At 57.4% G+C, this 15,073-nt stretch carries 16 protein-coding genes and 2 tRNA genes; 11 read left to right on the top strand and 7 right to left on the bottom strand.

Annotated features, from left to right (window positions below; translation table 11 throughout):
• Positions 1-34: 34 nt before the first annotated feature.
• From gutQ to srlA, 7 genes are all read right to left on the bottom strand, one after another.
• A complete protein-coding gene (gene gutQ, locus LJA86_RS17205) occupies positions 35-1,000 on the bottom strand; it encodes an arabinose-5-phosphate isomerase GutQ (RefSeq protein WP_008499559.1) in 966 nt (321 codons plus the stop codon).
• On the bottom strand, positions 993-1,766 hold the full coding sequence (gene srlR, locus LJA86_RS17210; protein WP_021241949.1) for a glucitol operon DNA-binding transcriptional repressor SrlR: 774 nt from the start codon (positions 1,764-1,766) through the stop codon (positions 993-995). Before srlR ends, gutQ begins: the two co-directional genes overlap by 8 nt.
• A gap of 63 nt (positions 1,767-1,829) precedes the next feature.
• Positions 1,830-2,189, bottom strand: coding sequence for a transcriptional regulator GutM (gutM, locus tag LJA86_RS17215; protein WP_045908515.1), 360 nt, complete (start codon positions 2,187-2,189; stop codon positions 1,830-1,832).
• Between the two features lie 92 nt (positions 2,190-2,281).
• Positions 2,282-3,061 carry a sorbitol-6-phosphate dehydrogenase gene (srlD, locus tag LJA86_RS17220; protein ID WP_023294411.1) on the bottom strand — a complete coding sequence of 260 codons (780 nt, stop codon included), beginning with the start codon at positions 3,059-3,061 and terminating at the stop codon, positions 2,282-2,284.
• Between the two features lie 14 nt (positions 3,062-3,075).
• Positions 3,076-3,438, bottom strand: coding sequence for a PTS glucitol/sorbitol transporter subunit IIA (srlB, locus tag LJA86_RS17225; protein ID WP_045908516.1), 363 nt, complete (start codon positions 3,436-3,438; stop codon positions 3,076-3,078).
• A gap of 12 nt (positions 3,439-3,450) precedes the next feature.
• Entirely contained in the window at positions 3,451-4,410 is a 960-nt protein-coding gene (gene srlE / locus LJA86_RS17230; RefSeq protein ID WP_229226482.1) for a PTS glucitol/sorbitol transporter subunit IIB, read from the bottom strand.
• A complete protein-coding gene (gene srlA / locus LJA86_RS17235) occupies positions 4,407-4,970 on the bottom strand; it encodes a PTS glucitol/sorbitol transporter subunit IIC (protein WP_003862164.1) in 564 nt (187 codons plus the stop codon). Before srlA ends, srlE begins: the two co-directional genes overlap by 4 nt.
• Positions 4,971-5,221: 251 nt before the next feature.
• On the opposite strand from srlA, the gene mltB reads away from it, so the two are divergent.
• From mltB to LJA86_RS17290, 11 genes are all read left to right on the top strand, one after another.
• Positions 5,222-6,322, top strand: coding sequence for a lytic murein transglycosylase B (gene mltB, locus LJA86_RS17240; protein ID WP_045908517.1), 1,101 nt, complete (start codon positions 5,222-5,224; stop codon positions 6,320-6,322).
• Positions 6,323-6,622: 300 nt separating this feature from the next.
• Positions 6,623-7,276: a metal ABC transporter ATP-binding protein gene (locus LJA86_RS17245; protein WP_229226483.1), complete on the top strand. Its 654-nt coding sequence runs from the start codon at positions 6,623-6,625 to the stop codon at positions 7,274-7,276.
• The gene (locus LJA86_RS17250; protein ID WP_024907701.1) at positions 7,273-8,133 is read left to right on the top strand and encodes a metal ABC transporter permease; all 861 of its coding nucleotides are present in this window, start codon (positions 7,273-7,275) and stop codon (positions 8,131-8,133) included. The genes LJA86_RS17245 and LJA86_RS17250 overlap by 4 nt, the downstream gene beginning before the upstream one ends.
• 14 nt (positions 8,134-8,147) lie before the next feature.
• Positions 8,148-9,026: a metal ABC transporter substrate-binding protein gene (locus LJA86_RS17255; protein ID WP_229226484.1), complete on the top strand. Its 879-nt coding sequence runs from the start codon at positions 8,148-8,150 to the stop codon at positions 9,024-9,026.
• Between the two features lie 129 nt (positions 9,027-9,155).
• Entirely contained in the window at positions 9,156-9,653 is a 498-nt protein-coding gene (gene pncC / locus LJA86_RS17260; RefSeq protein WP_045908520.1) for a nicotinamide-nucleotide amidase, read from the top strand.
• Positions 9,654-9,742: 89 nt separating this feature from the next.
• The gene (gene recA, locus LJA86_RS17265; RefSeq protein WP_024907698.1) at positions 9,743-10,801 is read left to right on the top strand and encodes a recombinase RecA; all 1,059 of its coding nucleotides are present in this window, start codon (positions 9,743-9,745) and stop codon (positions 10,799-10,801) included.
• 68 nt (positions 10,802-10,869) lie between these two features.
• On the top strand, positions 10,870-11,370 hold the full coding sequence (recX, locus tag LJA86_RS17270) for a recombination regulator RecX (RefSeq protein WP_032640869.1): 501 nt from the start codon (positions 10,870-10,872) through the stop codon (positions 11,368-11,370).
• A 131-nt stretch (positions 11,371-11,501) separates the two neighbouring features.
• Positions 11,502-14,129, top strand: a complete 2,628-nt coding sequence (alaS, locus tag LJA86_RS17275; protein WP_008499543.1) for an alanine--tRNA ligase — start codon at positions 11,502-11,504, stop codon at positions 14,127-14,129.
• A 241-nt stretch (positions 14,130-14,370) separates the two neighbouring features.
• Entirely contained in the window at positions 14,371-14,556 is a 186-nt protein-coding gene (gene csrA / locus LJA86_RS17280; protein ID WP_000906486.1) for a carbon storage regulator CsrA, read from the top strand.
• A 342-nt stretch (positions 14,557-14,898) separates the two neighbouring features.
• A tRNA-Ser gene (locus LJA86_RS17285) sits at positions 14,899-14,991 on the top strand.
• A gap of 4 nt (positions 14,992-14,995) precedes the next feature.
• Positions 14,996-15,072: transfer RNA gene (locus LJA86_RS17290), tRNA-Arg, on the top strand.
• Position 15,073 lies beyond the last annotated feature (1 nt).

A 15,073-nucleotide genomic window follows, 5' to 3' on the forward strand; every position in this document is an offset into this window, starting at 1 on the left:
TGCACCGGCTGGCGAAGCGTCTCGGGCTGAAGGGTTAGATAATCCCGGCCTGATAGAAATCCTGCAGGTTGATGGCGCCGCACAGCCTGCCGGTGTCATCCACCACCGGTGCGGCGGTGATTTTGCGCTTCATTAGCACCTCTTTGGCTTCAATGGCGCGGCTCTCGGCGTTCAGCGTCAGCCCGCCCTGGGTCATGGCGTCCGACACTTTGGTTTCCAGCTTGCCACCGCCCACCAGCCAGCGGCGCAGGTCGCCGTCAGTGAATACGCCTTTGACGTACCCGTCGTCATCGCACACCGCAACCAGCCCCAGACCGGTGCGGCTGAGCTCCAGCATCGCGTCCATGACGCTGGTATCGAGTTTGACCTGCGGAATCGCATCGTCAGTGCGCATCAGGTGGTGAACCTTGTTGAGCAGGCGTGCCCCGAGCGCCCCCGCCGGATGCGAGCGGGCGAAATCTTCTTCGTTAAACCCACGCGCCTGCATCACCGCCATCGCCAGCGCGTCGCCCATCATCAGGGTATTCACGGTGCTGGAGGTCGGGGCGAGGTGCATCGGACAGGCTTCACGCTCAACGGAAATATCCAGCGTCGCTTTGGCGGCCAGCGCCAGCGGCGAGCGGGATTTCCCGGTCATCGCCAGCAGGGCAACCGATTTTTCCTGCAGACGCGGAATGATGAGATCCAGCTCTTTTGCCGAACCGGAGTAGGAGATAAACAACATCACGTCGCGGCTCTCAATCATTCCCAGATCGCCGTGCAGCGCTTCTGCAGGATGCACGAAGAAGGCCGGGGTGCCGGTGCTGGCCAGCGTCGCGGCAATCTTTTTGCCGATGTGGCCGGATTTACCGATGCCCGCCACGATCACTTTGCCTTCGCAGTGGATAATGGTGTTGGCGGCGCGGACAAAATCCTCGCCCAGACGTTCCGGCAGGCGGCTGGCTTCCTGCAGCTCCAGCATCAGCGTCTGGCGGCCCGTTTCTAACAGAAAATCACTCATCTCTCTCTCCGGTTACAATCACGTCGATGCCTTTCTCTTCCAGCGCTTTCCTGAACGCCGGATCGATACCCGCGTCGGTAATCAGCTTGTCGACGCTTTCCAGGCTACAGACAATGTTGGGGCTTTTGCGGCCAAACTTCGACGAGTCTGCCATCAAAATCACTTCCCGCGCGGCGTTGCACATGGCTTTACTGACGCTGAACACTTCGTTGAACGTCGTGACGCCCGCGTTCAGATCGATGCCGTCGGTGCCCATGAACAGTTTATCAAAGCTGAAGTGGTCGAAGGCGTTCTCCGCCAGCTGTCCGTGAAATGAGGCGGATTTTTTGCGGAAGGTCCCGCCGGGCATCAGGATGGTCTGCTCGCTGTCGAACTCCGACAGGGCGTTGACGATGTGCAGGCTGTTGGTCATCACCGTGATGTTGTTAAAGCGGCTGAGCAGCGGGATCATCTGCAGGACGGTACTGCCGGCATCCAGAATGATGGAGTCGCCATCGTGGATAAATTTCACCGCCGCTTCGGCAATCAGCGCTTTCTGGTGGGTATTGATCAGCGTTTTGTGGTCGATAGGCGGATCGGCTTCGTCTTTATTGAGCACCACGCCGCCGTAGGTTCGAATGACGGCGCCAGAGTTTTCGAGCAATACCAGGTCCTTGCGTATCGTTGTGCCGGTGGTGTCAAAGTAGTGGGCCAGATCCTCTACCGAGCATTTTCCCTGCTTTTGCAGATGCTCAAGAATGGCCGCCTGGCGCTGACGAGGTTTCATAGGCGCTTCGTTCCTTAGGTTGCGAAATGATAATTTCGCAAGTCTATATCTTTCACAACGAAATTATCCATGTTTCAGATTAAGCGCTAATGATAGTGCATTCTGACAGAGTGGATCATGGGGAAAGATCACATCAGGCTGCAATTCCTGCAGCGAAATGCCGTTAATTGCCTGGATTTTCACCGGACGGGCAAAGACGGTCATGCCGCGCATGATGAGGGAATCGCAGACGTTATTGTTTTCATCCAGCGCAATAGCCACGACGACGCGTGGTTTAAAACGTCCGCCGGAACGTCCGACGCCCACGCGGCCTTTCTGACACAGGGCGTCAAACGCGCGGTTAAACTGGTGGATTTGCCAGCCGCCGAACGCCATCTGGCAGAGCCAGGCGAGGGCGGCGACGGTGATGAGTGCGGTAACCATATCTGCTCCTTTAATGGCCGGGTGGCGGCTGCGCCTTACCCGGCCTGCGTGGATTGTAGCCCCGGTAAGCGCAGCGCCACCGGGGAATGAACTCAGAACATCACCTGCCCGCCGGTGACGTTAATCGACTGCCCGGTGCAGTACGAGGCTTTCGGGCTGGCGTAAAACAGCAGCATGTTCAGCACGTCCTGGTAATCACATCCGCGCTTGAGCGGCACTTTATCGATGTAGTACTGCTCCACTTCTTCCGCTTTGATGCCGAGCTTGGTGGCGTACTGCGGCAGCAGGGACTGGAACATCGGCGATTTCAGCAGGTTGCCCAGCATCAGCGAGTGAACGGTAATGCCGTATTCGGCCAGATCCAGCGCCAGAGACTGGGTCAGCCCCACGCCGCCAAACTTCGCCGCGCTGTAGCCGGAGTTATGCTTGCTGCCCACTTTTCCTGATTTTGAGTTTATCTGGATGATGCGCCCCTGAATGCCGTCGCGGATCATCAGACGGGAAAACTCGCGGGCACAGAGGAAATAGCCCACCAGATTGACCTGCAGCGAGCGGTCAAAATCCCCCAGCTCGAAATCGCTGATAAAGGCCGCTTTCGCAATTCCCGCGCTGTAGACCAGCAGGTCGGTACGGCCAAAAATCTCGTCCACGCCGCGGGCCAGCGCCATCACGCTCTGCTCGCTGGTGGCGTCGGCGCCAAACCCGTACGCCATTCCTTCACCAAACTCGGTGTTGATGGTGTCCGCCACGCGGGCGGCTTTTTCACTCTGGATGTCCACTACCGCCACGCGGTAACCCTCTGCGGCAAGCCCACGGCAGAGGAACTCGCCTAAGGTTTGTCCCCCACCAATGACAACGGCAACCTGACTCATGTCTATCTCCTTAATTACGCAACAAATTTTAACGTGCAGCCTGGGGTGACAGCCTGCGGAACCGGGCCCGTTACGTGAACCGTGCCGGGATACTCCGCCTGCGGCTGGCCGTCGAAACGCAGGGTGATGTGGCCCAGCTCGCGCAGGTTTTGTTCAGCGACGTCGCCGACGGCGGTCACGGCATAGCGCGCCTCGCCCAGCTCCAACTGGCTCCCGGCCTTCAGCTCACCGTTCAGCTCGCCGTGGCAGTGGATGAAGCAAAACTCTTCGATATCAGCAGGCGCCCCTTCGCGAAAGGTGATCAGCATCTGGTCGCTCAGCGCGTCGGCGGCGCTCTGGCCGATGCGGGTAATGGTGGTCTGGTAAATCACGGTCATGGCAGGCACCTCTTATTGATAAATAAAGCCGGAAACAAACCAGGCAATCAGCACCGTCGGCGCGCCCGTCAGGAAGCGGCTGACCAGCACGGACGGCACGCCCACGCGCACGGTGTCCTGGCGCGCTTCGGCCAGCGACAGCCCCACAGGGATAAAGTCGCACGCCGCCTGGGCGTTAATGGCAAACAGGGCGGGCAGGGCGAGGTGCGGGGGAATGTTCCCCAGACCAATCTGCACGCCAATCAGCACGCCGATGACCTGAGCAATCACCGCGCCCGGGCCGAGGAACGGCGACAGCAGCGGGAAGGAGCAGATCAGCGCCAGCGTCACCAGCCCAAGCGGGTGGCTGGCGAGCGGGGCAAGGCCATGTGCAATCCAGTCGCCCAGGCCGGAGGCCATGATGATGCCGATCAGCGCCGAGACGAACGCCATAAATGGCAGAATGGTCTTCAGCACCGTGTCGATGGTGTCGCGCCCGGACTGGAACAGCACCGCCACGGCGGAACCCATGCCCATCCCGACTTTCGCCAGCATGCCATCGCTCTGCTCGGTAATTTTCTTGCTGGTGTCGTACTCGCGCGGAGCCGCTTTTTGCGGTGCAGACGTCCCCTTCACCAGGGTGATGTTGTCTTCCTTGACGCCCGAGACATAAATGTCTTCGAGGATGTACTGCGCCAGCGGGCCGGATTTCCCGGTGGAGTGAATATTTACCGTCGGAATGCGGCGCTTCGGATAGATGCCGCAGCGCAGCGTGCCGCCGCAGTCGATCACCGCCACGCCGATTTCCGCCTCCGGTGGTTCTCCTTCCTTGAAGCCGTCGACCGCTTCCCAGCCCGTCAACTCGCGCAGCCTGTCGACGATCGCCGGGCGGGTACCCGCGGTGATGTAAACAATCTTTTTGCCTTCGGTGGCGTCGAACTCCAGCGGGCCGCCCCAGCCGCCCGTGCCTTTCTCAATGCGGATCCGGTTCATGCTGTGGCTCCTGAAAGATGGACCTTCTGTTCAAGCTGGATGCCCATTTTTTTCTCGAAAATAGCGGTGGTGAGGTCGGTCACCCAGCCGCGGAAGAAGTTGGTGACCAGACCGACCAGCAGGTAGCTCACCGCCAGCGGGCCGAGCGGCAGGCCAAGCGTGGTAAGGCCGCTGGCGATCCCGAGATAAACGAACAGCTCGCCGGGGTTGATGTGCGGGAACAGGCCGTTCATCGAATGGCAGCTGTAGGAGGCGGCGGCGTAATAGCTCGGCTTGTACTTCTCTGGCATAAAGCGGCCGAGGCTTAAGGTCATCGGGTTGCAGAACACGAAGGTGCCGATAAAGGGCAGTATCAGGTAGCGGGACAGCGGGTTTCCGGCGCAGCGCTGGGCGAAGCGTTCAATACGCTGTTGCCCGATAAAGTTAATCAGCGCGTTCATGATAACCAGCAGGCTGATCAGCAGGGGCAGGATCCCGGTCACCATGCCGGTGAACACTTCTCCGCCTTTCTGAAACAGCCCGATGAACCACTCGGCGCCGTGGGTGATGGTTTCTATCATTCTTCTCTCCTGTAGGGCGTTTGTTTTTGTCTATCTGCGGCTAATAATAATCACTTTGAAAGGTTTTAAAGTGTTAGTTAGATCTCACAATGAAAGAAAAATGTATTATTTTGAAAGTTAATTGACGTGGTGAATGATTTTCGGGGGAAAAAAGCACGGATTTGCGTTGGGGAGGTGCGTACCGCTTCCTTGAGGTGTTGCGGATGCTTTACCATACTGGGTTCTTATCGAACCCGTTAAATGGATGTCTCATGTTCAAGCGTCGTTATGCAGCGCTGTTGCCTGCGCTTATTCTGCTGTCTGCCTGTAGTAGCAAACCTAAGACCGAAGCCGTTCAGCAAACGGCGGGCGCGCCTTCCGGAGGATTCCTGCTGGAGCCGCAGCACAATATGATGCAGATGGGCGGCGACTTCGCGAATAACCCGGCGGCCGAGCAGTTCATCGATAAAATGGTGAGCAAACACGGCTTTGACAGACAGCAGCTGCACGAAATTTTGTCTCAGGCCAAGCGTCTGGACTACGTGCTGCGCCTGATGGACAGACAGGCGCCGACGGCCCAGGTGCCGAGCGGGCCAAACGGGGCGTGGCTGCGCTATCGCAAACAGTTCATTACCCCGGACAACGTGCAAAACGGCGTGGCGTTCTGGAATCAGTATGAAGAGGCGCTCAACCGCGCGTGGCAGGTGTACGGCGTACCGCCTGAAATCATCGTCGGGATTATCGGTGTGGAAACCCGCTGGGGCCGCGTGATGGGCAAAACCCGCATCCTGGACGCGCTGGCGACGCTCTCCTTTAACTATCCGCGCCGCGCGGAGTATTTCTCTTCCGAGCTGGAAACCTTCCTGCTGATGGCGCGTAACGAACAGGACGATCCGCTCGATCTGAAAGGGTCGTTTGCCGGCGCGATGGGCTACGGCCAGTTTATGCCGTCGTCCTATAAACAGTATGCCGTCGACTTTAACGGAGATGGCCATATCAACCTGTGGGATCCGGTGGATGCCATCGGCAGCGTGGCGAACTACTTCAAAGCGCACGGCTGGGTGCCGGGCGGCCAGGTGGCGGTGCAGGCGAACGGTCAGGCGCCGGGGCTGGAAAATGGCTTCAAAACTAACTACAGCATTTCGCAGCTGACCGCGGCAGGCTTAACGCCAACGCAGCCGCTGGGCAATGCACAGCAGGCGAGCCTGCTGCGTCTGGATGTTGGAACGGGCTATCAGTACTGGTACGGACTGCCGAACTTCTACACCATCACCCGCTATAACCACAGCACCCACTATGCGATGGCCGTATGGCAGCTGGGGCTGGCGGTATCGCAGGCCCGCGTGCCGGCGGCGTCACCGTTTAGTCAGTAAGTTACCCCGACGGGTAGGCCGGGTAAGGCAACGCCGCCACCCGGCATGGCCGCGCACACGGTGCGGCCTGATGCCCTCTCCCATGGGAGAGGGCGTTTTGCAGAAACATTTCGCCACACTCCCTTTTCAAACCTGCCATTTACATCTTAATCACCTTTCATTATTGTTATGTTATAACATATAAACTGGTATCGAGATGTCAACGTCCCTTTTTTCTCTGTCTGCTCCGGTTCGGCTTTTGCTGGCGCTGGTGCTTATTGTCGTTCTCGGGCTGGCCGTGCGCTGGGCGGTGGCGTTACCATGATTGTGATGAATGAACTGGTCGCGGGTTATGAACGCCAGCCCGTGACGCGACCCCTCTCGGGCACGATTGCGCATGGAAGTATGACCGCGATTGTCGGCGCTAACGGCTGCGGGAAATCTACCTTACTGAAAACGCTCGCCGGGTTTATCCCGCCCGTAAGCGGCAGTTTTCGCTGGCAGGGAAAGCGTCCGGTAATCGGCTGGCTGGCACAGCGCCACGCGCTGGAGGCGCAGTTTCCGCTAACCGTACGGGACGTGGTAAGCATGGGCTGCTGGCCTGGCATTTCGCTGTTTTCCGGGTTTCGCCGCGAAACGCGGCTGCGCATTGTCAGCGCGCTTGAGCGCGTCGGGCTGGAATCCATGGTGTTATCCACCATCGATGAGCTCTCCGGCGGCCAGTTCCAGCGCATGCTGTTCGCCCGCGTCCTGGTGCAGCAGGCGCCGCTGGTGATGCTGGATGAGCCCTTTACCGGGGTCGATGAGGCCACCTGCAACGTGCTGATGGATGTGATGCTGGAGATGTATATGCAGGGGCAAACGCTGCTCGCGGTACTGCACGACAGTGAGCGGGTGTCGCGCCACTTCCCGCAGACGTTACGGCTGGATGCTGACGTTCCTCAATGGAAAACCGAGCGGGTGAGGGTGGCATGATCTGGCATCTCTTTTTTCAGCCGTTTATCGAGTACGGCTTTATGCGTCGCGCGCTGGTGGTTTGCCTGGCGCTCTCGGTCAGCACCACCGCGCTCGGCGTGTTTCTTCAGCTGCGCCGGATGAGCCTGATGGGCGACGCCCTTTCTCACGCCATTTTACCGGGCGTCGCCGTGGGATACCTGCTCAGCGGCATGTCGCTGCTGGCGATGAGTATCGGCGGTTTTATCGCGGGCATTACCGTGGCGCTGCTGGCCGGTCTGGTCAGCCGCCGCACGCCGCTTAAGGAAGATGCCAGCTTTGCCGGGTTTTATCTCGGCTCACTGGCGCTGGGGGTCACGCTGGTATCGCTTCGTGGGTCGAATGTCGATCTGCTGCATTTGCTGTTTGGCTCCATCCTCGCCGTGGACAACGACGCTGCGCTGTTTGTCACGGGGGTGTGCATGTTCACCCTTATCGTGCTGGCGATGTTCTATCGCGGCCTGGTTACCGAAGCGTTTGACACCGCCTGGTTACAGGTGAACGCCCGCTGGCTGCCCGGCCTGCTGCACGGACTGTTTCTGGCGCTGCTGGTCCTTAACCTGGTGGCCGGTTTTCAGGTGCTCGGCACGCTGATGGCCGTTGGTCTGATGATGCTGCCGGCTGTGGCAGCTCGCTGCTGGGTACGCACGCTACCGGCGTTACTCCTGATGGCGGGCATCAGCGGTATTTTTTGCGCATGGCTGGGGCTGAGCCTCTCCTGGGCGATGAGTCTTCCGGCCGGGCCATCCATCGTGCTCACCGCCAGCGCGCTGTTCTTTATTTCCATTTTATTGGGTACGCGAAGCAGGCTCGCTGGCAGTCTGCGGGCGTATTTTTAACGCAAGGGGAAACGATGAAACGTACAGGATTAGCAGTGGCGCTCGCGCTGGGGATGATGTCGCACGGCGTGATGGCGAAAACGCTGAATGTGGTCACCAGCTTTTCGATACTGGGGGATATCACCCAGGAGGTGGGCGGTGACCATGTGAAGGTGACGACGCTGGTGGGGCCGGACGGCGATCCGCATACCTTCGAGCCGTCGCCGAAAGACAGCGCGGCGCTGAGCAAGGCCGATGTGGTGGTGGTAAACGGCCTGGGGCTGGAGGGCTGGCTTGACCGTCTGGTGAAGGCCTCCGGGTTCAAAGGACAGCTGGTCGTCGCCTCTACCGGGGTGAAAACCCACACGCTTGAGGAAGATGGAAAGACCGTGACCGATCCACACGCGTGGAACAGCGCGGCGAACGGGGCGTTATATGCACAAAATATTCTGAACGGGCTGGTGAAAGCCGATCCGCAGGACAGAGCCGCGCTGGAAGCCTCCGGTAAACCCTATATCACGCAGCTTAACCAGCTGGATAGCTGGGCCAAAACGCGCTTTAGCCAGATCCCGCAGGCGAAGCGTAACGTGTTGACCAGCCATGACGCGTTCGGCTATTTCAGCCGTGCCTACGGCGTGACGTTTATGGCGCCGCAGGGACTGTCCTCCGAGAGCGAGGCCAGCGCGGCGCAGGTTGCTGAGATTATCAATCAGATCAAAGCCGACGGCGTAAAAACCTGGTTTATGGAAAATCAGCTCGATCCGCGTCTGGTGAAGCAGATTGCGTCGGCGACGGGCGCGCAGCCGGGGGGCGAGCTTTACCCCGAAGCGCTGTCGGCCAAAGGCGGGGTGGCAGACACCTACGTTAAGGCGTTTCGCCACAATGTGAATACGCTCGCCAACAGCATGAAATAACTTTTCCACGGCCGGTGCGCCCGCACCGGCTTTTTTCTGAAGCTCCCTCGTAAAACCCGAAGCGCGTCCCCACATCTGACGAGAAAGTGCTATCTTGTGCAGCACGTTTTTCTGATGCCTGGAGCGAGAATGACTGACCATGAATTGATGCAGCTTAGCGAGATAGTTGGCCTTGCGCTTAAGCAACGTGGGGCGACCCTTACCACCGCTGAGTCCTGCACCGGCGGCTGGGTGGCGAAAGCGATTACCGATATTGCCGGCAGTTCCGCCTGGTTTGAACGCGGATTTGTGACCTACAGTAACGAAGCTAAAGCACAGATGATTGGCGTGCGCGAATCCACGCTGGAACAGCACGGCGCGGTCAGCGAACCGGTGGTCATCGAGATGGCGATTGGCGCGCTCAAAGCGGCGCGTGCAGATTTCGCCATTTCCATTAGCGGCATCGCGGGGCCGGACGGCGGCAGCGACGTGAAGCCTGTCGGCACCGTCTGGTTTGGTTTTGCCACCGCGAAAGGCGAAGGGATCACCCGCCGGGAGTGCTTTAGCGGCGATCGCGAAAGCGTGCGTCGTCAGGCAACCGTTTATGCGTTAAAAACGCTCTGGCAACAATTTCTACAAAACACTTGATACTGTATGACCATACAGTATAATTGCACCAACAGAACAGAAATCCACGGTGAAGCACAGTCGCTTCTCCCGGCATGACAGGAGTAATAATGGCTATCGACGAAAACAAACAGAAAGCGTTGGCGGCAGCACTGGGCCAGATCGAAAAGCAATTCGGTAAAGGCTCCATCATGCGCCTGGGTGAAGACCGTTCCATGGATGTGGAAACCATCTCCACCGGTTCGCTTTCTCTGGATATCGCGCTGGGCGCTGGCGGTCTGCCTATGGGCCGTATCGTAGAGATCTACGGGCCAGAGTCCTCCGGTAAAACCACCCTGACGCTGCAGGTCATTGCCGCAGCACAGCGCGAAGGTAAAACCTGTGCGTTTATCGATGCCGAGCACGCGCTGGACCCTGTGTATGCCCGTAAGCTGGGCGTCGATATCGACAACCTGCTGTGTTCTCAGCCAGACACCGGTGAGCAGGCGCTGGAAATTTGTGACGCGCTGGCGCGTTCTGGTGCCGTTGACGTTATCGTGGTCGACTCCGTTGCTGCACTGACGCCAAAAGCGGAAATCGAAGGTGAAATCGGCGACTCTCACATGGGCCTCGCGGCACGTATGATGAGCCAGGCGATGCGTAAGCTGGCGGGTAACCTGAAGCAGTCCAACACGCTGCTGATCTTCATCAACCAGATCCGTATGAAAATCGGCGTGATGTTCGGTAACCCGGAAACCACGACCGGGGGTAACGCCCTGAAATTCTACGCCTCTGTCCGTCTGGATATCCGCCGTATTGGCGCGGTGAAAGAGGGTGAGAACGTGGTGGGTAGTGAAACCCGCGTCAAGGTTGTGAAGAACAAAATCGCTGCGCCGTTCAAGCAGGCTGAGTTCCAGATCCTCTATGGTGAAGGTATTAACTTCTTCGGTGAGCTGGTTGACCTGGGCGTGAAAGAGAAGCTTATTGAAAAAGCGGGTGCCTGGTACAGCTACAACGGTGACAAGATTGGTCAGGGTAAAGCGAATGCCATCTCCTGGCTGAAAGAGAACCCGGCTGCGGCGAAAGAGATCGAGAAGAAAGTGCGTGAGCTGCTGCTGAACAACCAGGACTCCACGCCAGATTTCGCGGTTGATAGCGCGGATGCTGAAGAAACTAACGAAGACTTTTAATTCTTTCGTTTAACAATGAAGGGCTGCTGATGCGGCCCTTTTTGCATTTCTGAATCAGCAGGTTTTTTATGAGTGAACCGACAACACGTCGACCCGCGTATGCACGCCTACTGGATCGCGCGGTGCGCATCCTGGCCGTTCGTGACCACAGTGAACAGGAGCTGCGGCGAAAACTGTCGGCACCGGTGATGAGTAAAAACGGCCCGGAAGAGATTGATGCCACCGCGGAAGATTATGACCGCGTCATCGCATGGTGCTATGAGCATCGCTATCTTGATGACGAGCGTTTTGCCTCGCGGTTTCTCGCCAGCCGTGGCCGCAAGGGATACGGGCCCGCGCGCATCCGGCAGGAGCTAAACCAGAAAGGGGTGGCCCGGGAGTCCATCGAAAAAGCGATGCGCGAATGCGACATTGACTGGTGCGAGCTGGCAAAAGAGCAGGCCATTCGTAAGTACGGCGAACCGCTGCCGCGTGAATTTTCAGAAAAAGTCAAAATCCAGCGCTTTTTGCTCTACCGCGGCTTCCTGATGGAAGATATTCAGGATATCTGGCGTAATTTTGCCGATTGAACGCATGCGGGATTTTACTTCCCACCAAAGAAAACTTATCTTATTCCCACTTTTTCCAGTAGCTGGTCTGTCCAACGGTTTACCGATACAGGCTGGCTACGACATTTCGTTAGCTTGATTTCAGGATAATTATGAGCAAGAGCACCGCTGAGATCCGTCAGGCGTTTCTCGATTTTTTCCATAGTAAGGGACACCAGGTTGTTGCCAGCAGCTCCCTGGTACCGAACAACGATCCGACTCTGCTGTTTACCAACGCCGGGATGAACCAGTTCAAGGATGTGTTCCTTGGTCTCGACAAGCGTAATTATTCCCGCGCCACAACCTCACAGCGTTGCGTGCGTGCGGGCGGTAAACACAACGACCTGGAAAACGTCGGTTACACCGCGCGTCACCACACCTTCTTCGAAATGCTGGGTAACTTCAGCTTCGGCGACTACTTTAAACACGATGCTATTCAATATGCGTGGGAACTGCTGACCGGTGAAAACTGGTTCAACCTGCCGAAAGAGCGTCTGTGGGTTACCGTCTACGAAACCGATGACGAAGCCTACGAAATCTGGGAAAAAGAAGTCGGGATCCCGCGCGAGCGTATTATTCGCATCGGCGATAACAAAGGCGCGCCTTACGCGTCCGATAACTTCTGGCAGATGGGTGACACCGGTCCTTGCGGTCCGTGCACCGAGATCTTCTACGATCACGGCGACCACATCTGGGGCGGCCCTCCAGGCAGCCCGGAAGAAGACGGCGATCGCTACATTGAGATCTGGAACATCGTCTTCATGCAGTTTAACCGTCAGGCCGACGGTACGATGGAGCCGCTGCCGAAGCCGTCCGTTGATACCGGTATGGGGCTGGAGCGTATTGCCGCGGTACTGCAGCACGTTAACTCCAACTATGAGATTGACCTGTTCAGCACCCTGATCAAAGCCGTTGCGGAAGTGACCGGCGCGACCGATCTGAACAACAAATCGCTGCGCGTTATCGCGGACCACATTCGTTCCTGCGCGTTCTTGATTGCCGATGGCGTTATCCCGTCAAATGAAAACCGTGGCTACGTGCTGCGTCGTATCATTCGTCGAGCTATCCGTCATGGCAACATGCTGGGCGCGAAGGACACCTTCTTCTATAAACTCGTTGGGCCACTGATTGGCGTGATGGGGTCAGCCGGTGACGAGCTGAAACGCCAGCAGGCGCAGGTAGAGCAGGTTCTGAAAACCGAAGAAGAGCAGTTTGCCCGTACGCTGGAGCGTGGTCTGGCGCTGCTGGACGAAGAGCTGGCGAAGCTTAAGGGCGACACGCTGGATGGCGAAACTGCTTTCCGCCTGTACGACACCTACGGCTTCCCGGTTGACCTGACGGCGGACGTTTGCCGCGAGCGTAACATCAAAGTTGACGAAGCGGGCTTCGAAGCCGCGATGGAAGAGCAGCGCCGTCGTGCGCGCGAATCCAGCGGCTTCGGTGCAGACTACAACGCGATGATCCGCGTTGACAGCGCGTCTGAATTCAAAGGCTATGAGGCGCTGGAACTGACCGGCAAAGTGACCGCTCTGTTTGTTGACGGTAAAGCCGTAGACAGCATCAGCGCGGGCCAGGAAGCCGTAGTCATTCTGGACAAAACGCCGTTCTACGCCGAATCCGGCGGCCAGGTTGGCGATAAAGGCGAACTGAAGGGAAATGGCTTTAGCTTCAGCGTGACCGACACTCAAAAATACGGTCAGGCGATTGGTCACCAGGGCAAACTGGTTTCCGGTTCTCTGAAAGTGGGCGAGGGCGTCCAGGCTAACGTTGATGAAGCTCGCCGCGCGCGCATTCGTCTGAACCACTCGGCAACCCACCTGATGCACGCTGCCCTGCGCGACGTACTCGGTACCCATGTTGCACAGAAAGGTTCTCTGGTTAACGACAAAGTGCTGCGCTTCGACTTCTCGCATTTTGAAGCGATGAAGCCGTCTGAAATCCGTGCGGTGGAAGATCTGGTGAACGCGCAGATCCGTCGCAACCTGCCAATCGAGACCCATATCATGGATCTCGAGGACGCGAAGAAAAAAGGTGCGATGGCGCTGTTTGGCGAGAAATACGACGAGCGCGTTCGCGTGCTGAGCATGGGCGATTTCTCTACCGAGCTGTGCGGCGGTACGCACGCCTCGCGCACCGGTGATATCGGCCTGTTCCGCATTGTTTCCGAGTCGGGAACGGCGGCAGGTGTGCGTCGTATTGAAGCGGTGACCGGTGAAGGTGCGATTGCCAGCCTGCATGCGCAGAGCGATCAGCTGCACGACATCGCGCAGCTGCTGAAAGGCGATAGCCAGAACCTGGGCGAGAAAGTGCGCGTTGCGCTGGATCGCACGCGTCAGCTGGAAAAAGAGCTGCAGCAGCTGAAAGAGCAGGCTGCGGCGCAGGAGAGTGCAAACCTCTCCAGCAAGGCTGTAGACATTAAGGGCGTCAAACTGCTGGTCAGCGATCTGGCGGGCGTTGAGCCTAAGATGCTGCGTACTATGGTCGACGATCTCAAGAACCAGCTTGGTTCGACCGTTATCGTGCTGGCGACAGTGGCAGAAGGTAAGGTTTCTCTGATTGCGGGCGTCTCTAAGGATGTGACTGACCGCGTAAAAGCAGGGGAACTGATTGGTATGGTCGCTCAGCAGGTGGGCGGCAAGGGTGGCGGTCGTCCGGACATGGCGCAAGCCGGTGGTACGGATGCGGCGGCACTTCCTGCGGCATTAGCCAGCGTTGAAAGCTGGGTAAGCGCGAAACTGTAATAACTACAAAGCACAAGCAGACGCCATAGCGGTAACGTTATGGCGTCTTGTTCACTGTGCTATCGATAACGATAAAGTCAGGTTGAGTTTGTGTATATCGGCTAAACTTACGTTTAACAGAATGTGATGCCGTGACTGCTTACACTTTACGTGTTTGTCATCGCTTACTTTTTGGCGTTATATGATGGATAATGCCGGGATACAAGAGACCCGACTCTTTTAATCTTTCAAGGAGCAAAGAATGCTGATTCTGACTCGTCGAGTTGGTGAGACCCTCATGATTGGGGATGAGGTCACCGTGACAGTTTTAGGGGTAAAGGGTAACCAGGTACGTATTGGTGTTAACGCTCCTAAAGAAGTATCTGTCCACCGTGAAGAGATCTACCAGCGTATCCAGGCTGAAAAATCCCAGCAGTCCAGTTACTGATATTGTCGCGTCTCGCTGTCGGGCGAGACGCAACCCTCCCGCTATTTTTCCTGCTCAAAGTTACCGTTTAATTTCAATCGCTCTCTTTTTAACCACTCCGCTACCCTTATCTCGTCCCAACACTGTCCTTTCTGCATCAGTTTTCTGTGAAGATGTCTGCAAAATCCGCTTATAAAACACCCTCTTTGCGGCTTTTACATGCGAATTGCGTGTGATTTGTGCAAACGATAAAAGCTTTTGGAAAATTGTTTGACTTATAAGTCCCAGAAAGTAATATATGCGCCACGCAGCGACGAGAAGCTCTTAACGAGTTGCTCGGAGCACTCGAAAGAGGCGTTGTGTGGTGAGGTGGCCGAGAGGCTGAAGGCGCTCCCCTGCTAAGGGAGTATGCGGTCAAAAGCTGCATCCGGGGTTCGAATCCCCGCCTCACCGCCATTTTGCATCCGTAGCTCAGCTGGATAGAGTACTCGGCTACGAACCGAGCGGTCGGAGGTTCGAATCCTCCCGGATGCACCAT

The sequence above is a fragment of the Enterobacter sp. TCD1-1 genome (genome assembly GCF_020567405.1).
Lineage (GTDB): Bacteria > Pseudomonadota > Gammaproteobacteria > Enterobacterales > Enterobacteriaceae > Enterobacter > Enterobacter quasiroggenkampii.

What these genes read in the sequence shown, in the direction of transcription:
- gutQ (WP_008499559.1), bottom strand. Translation starts at nt 1,000, where the DNA reads ATGAGTGATTTTCTGTTAGAAACGGGCCGCCAGACGCTGATGCTGGAG.
- srlR (WP_021241949.1), bottom strand. Translation starts at nt 1,766, where the DNA reads ATGAAACCTCGTCAGCGCCAGGCGGCCATTCTTGAGCATCTGCAAAAG.
- gutM (WP_045908515.1), bottom strand. Translation starts at nt 2,189, where the DNA reads ATGGTTACCGCACTCATCACCGTCGCCGCCCTCGCCTGGCTCTGCCAG.
- srlD (WP_023294411.1), bottom strand. Translation starts at nt 3,061, where the DNA reads ATGAGTCAGGTTGCCGTTGTCATTGGTGGGGGACAAACCTTAGGCGAG.
- srlB (WP_045908516.1), bottom strand. Translation starts at nt 3,438, where the DNA reads ATGACCGTGATTTACCAGACCACCATTACCCGCATCGGCCAGAGCGCC.
- srlE (WP_229226482.1), bottom strand. Translation starts at nt 4,410, where the DNA reads ATGAACCGGATCCGCATTGAGAAAGGCACGGGCGGCTGGGGCGGCCCG.
- srlA (WP_003862164.1), bottom strand. Translation starts at nt 4,970, where the DNA reads ATGATAGAAACCATCACCCACGGCGCCGAGTGGTTCATCGGGCTGTTT.
- mltB (WP_045908517.1), top strand. Translation starts at nt 5,222, where the DNA reads ATGTTCAAGCGTCGTTATGCAGCGCTGTTGCCTGCGCTTATTCTGCTG.
- LJA86_RS17245 (WP_229226483.1), top strand. Translation starts at nt 6,623, where the DNA reads ATGATTGTGATGAATGAACTGGTCGCGGGTTATGAACGCCAGCCCGTG.
- LJA86_RS17250 (WP_024907701.1), top strand. Translation starts at nt 7,273, where the DNA reads ATGATCTGGCATCTCTTTTTTCAGCCGTTTATCGAGTACGGCTTTATG.
- LJA86_RS17255 (WP_229226484.1), top strand. Translation starts at nt 8,148, where the DNA reads ATGAAACGTACAGGATTAGCAGTGGCGCTCGCGCTGGGGATGATGTCG.
- pncC (WP_045908520.1), top strand. Translation starts at nt 9,156, where the DNA reads ATGACTGACCATGAATTGATGCAGCTTAGCGAGATAGTTGGCCTTGCG.
- recA (WP_024907698.1), top strand. Translation starts at nt 9,743, where the DNA reads ATGGCTATCGACGAAAACAAACAGAAAGCGTTGGCGGCAGCACTGGGC.
- recX (WP_032640869.1), top strand. Translation starts at nt 10,870, where the DNA reads ATGAGTGAACCGACAACACGTCGACCCGCGTATGCACGCCTACTGGAT.
- alaS (WP_008499543.1), top strand. Translation starts at nt 11,502, where the DNA reads ATGAGCAAGAGCACCGCTGAGATCCGTCAGGCGTTTCTCGATTTTTTC.
- csrA (WP_000906486.1), top strand. Translation starts at nt 14,371, where the DNA reads ATGCTGATTCTGACTCGTCGAGTTGGTGAGACCCTCATGATTGGGGAT.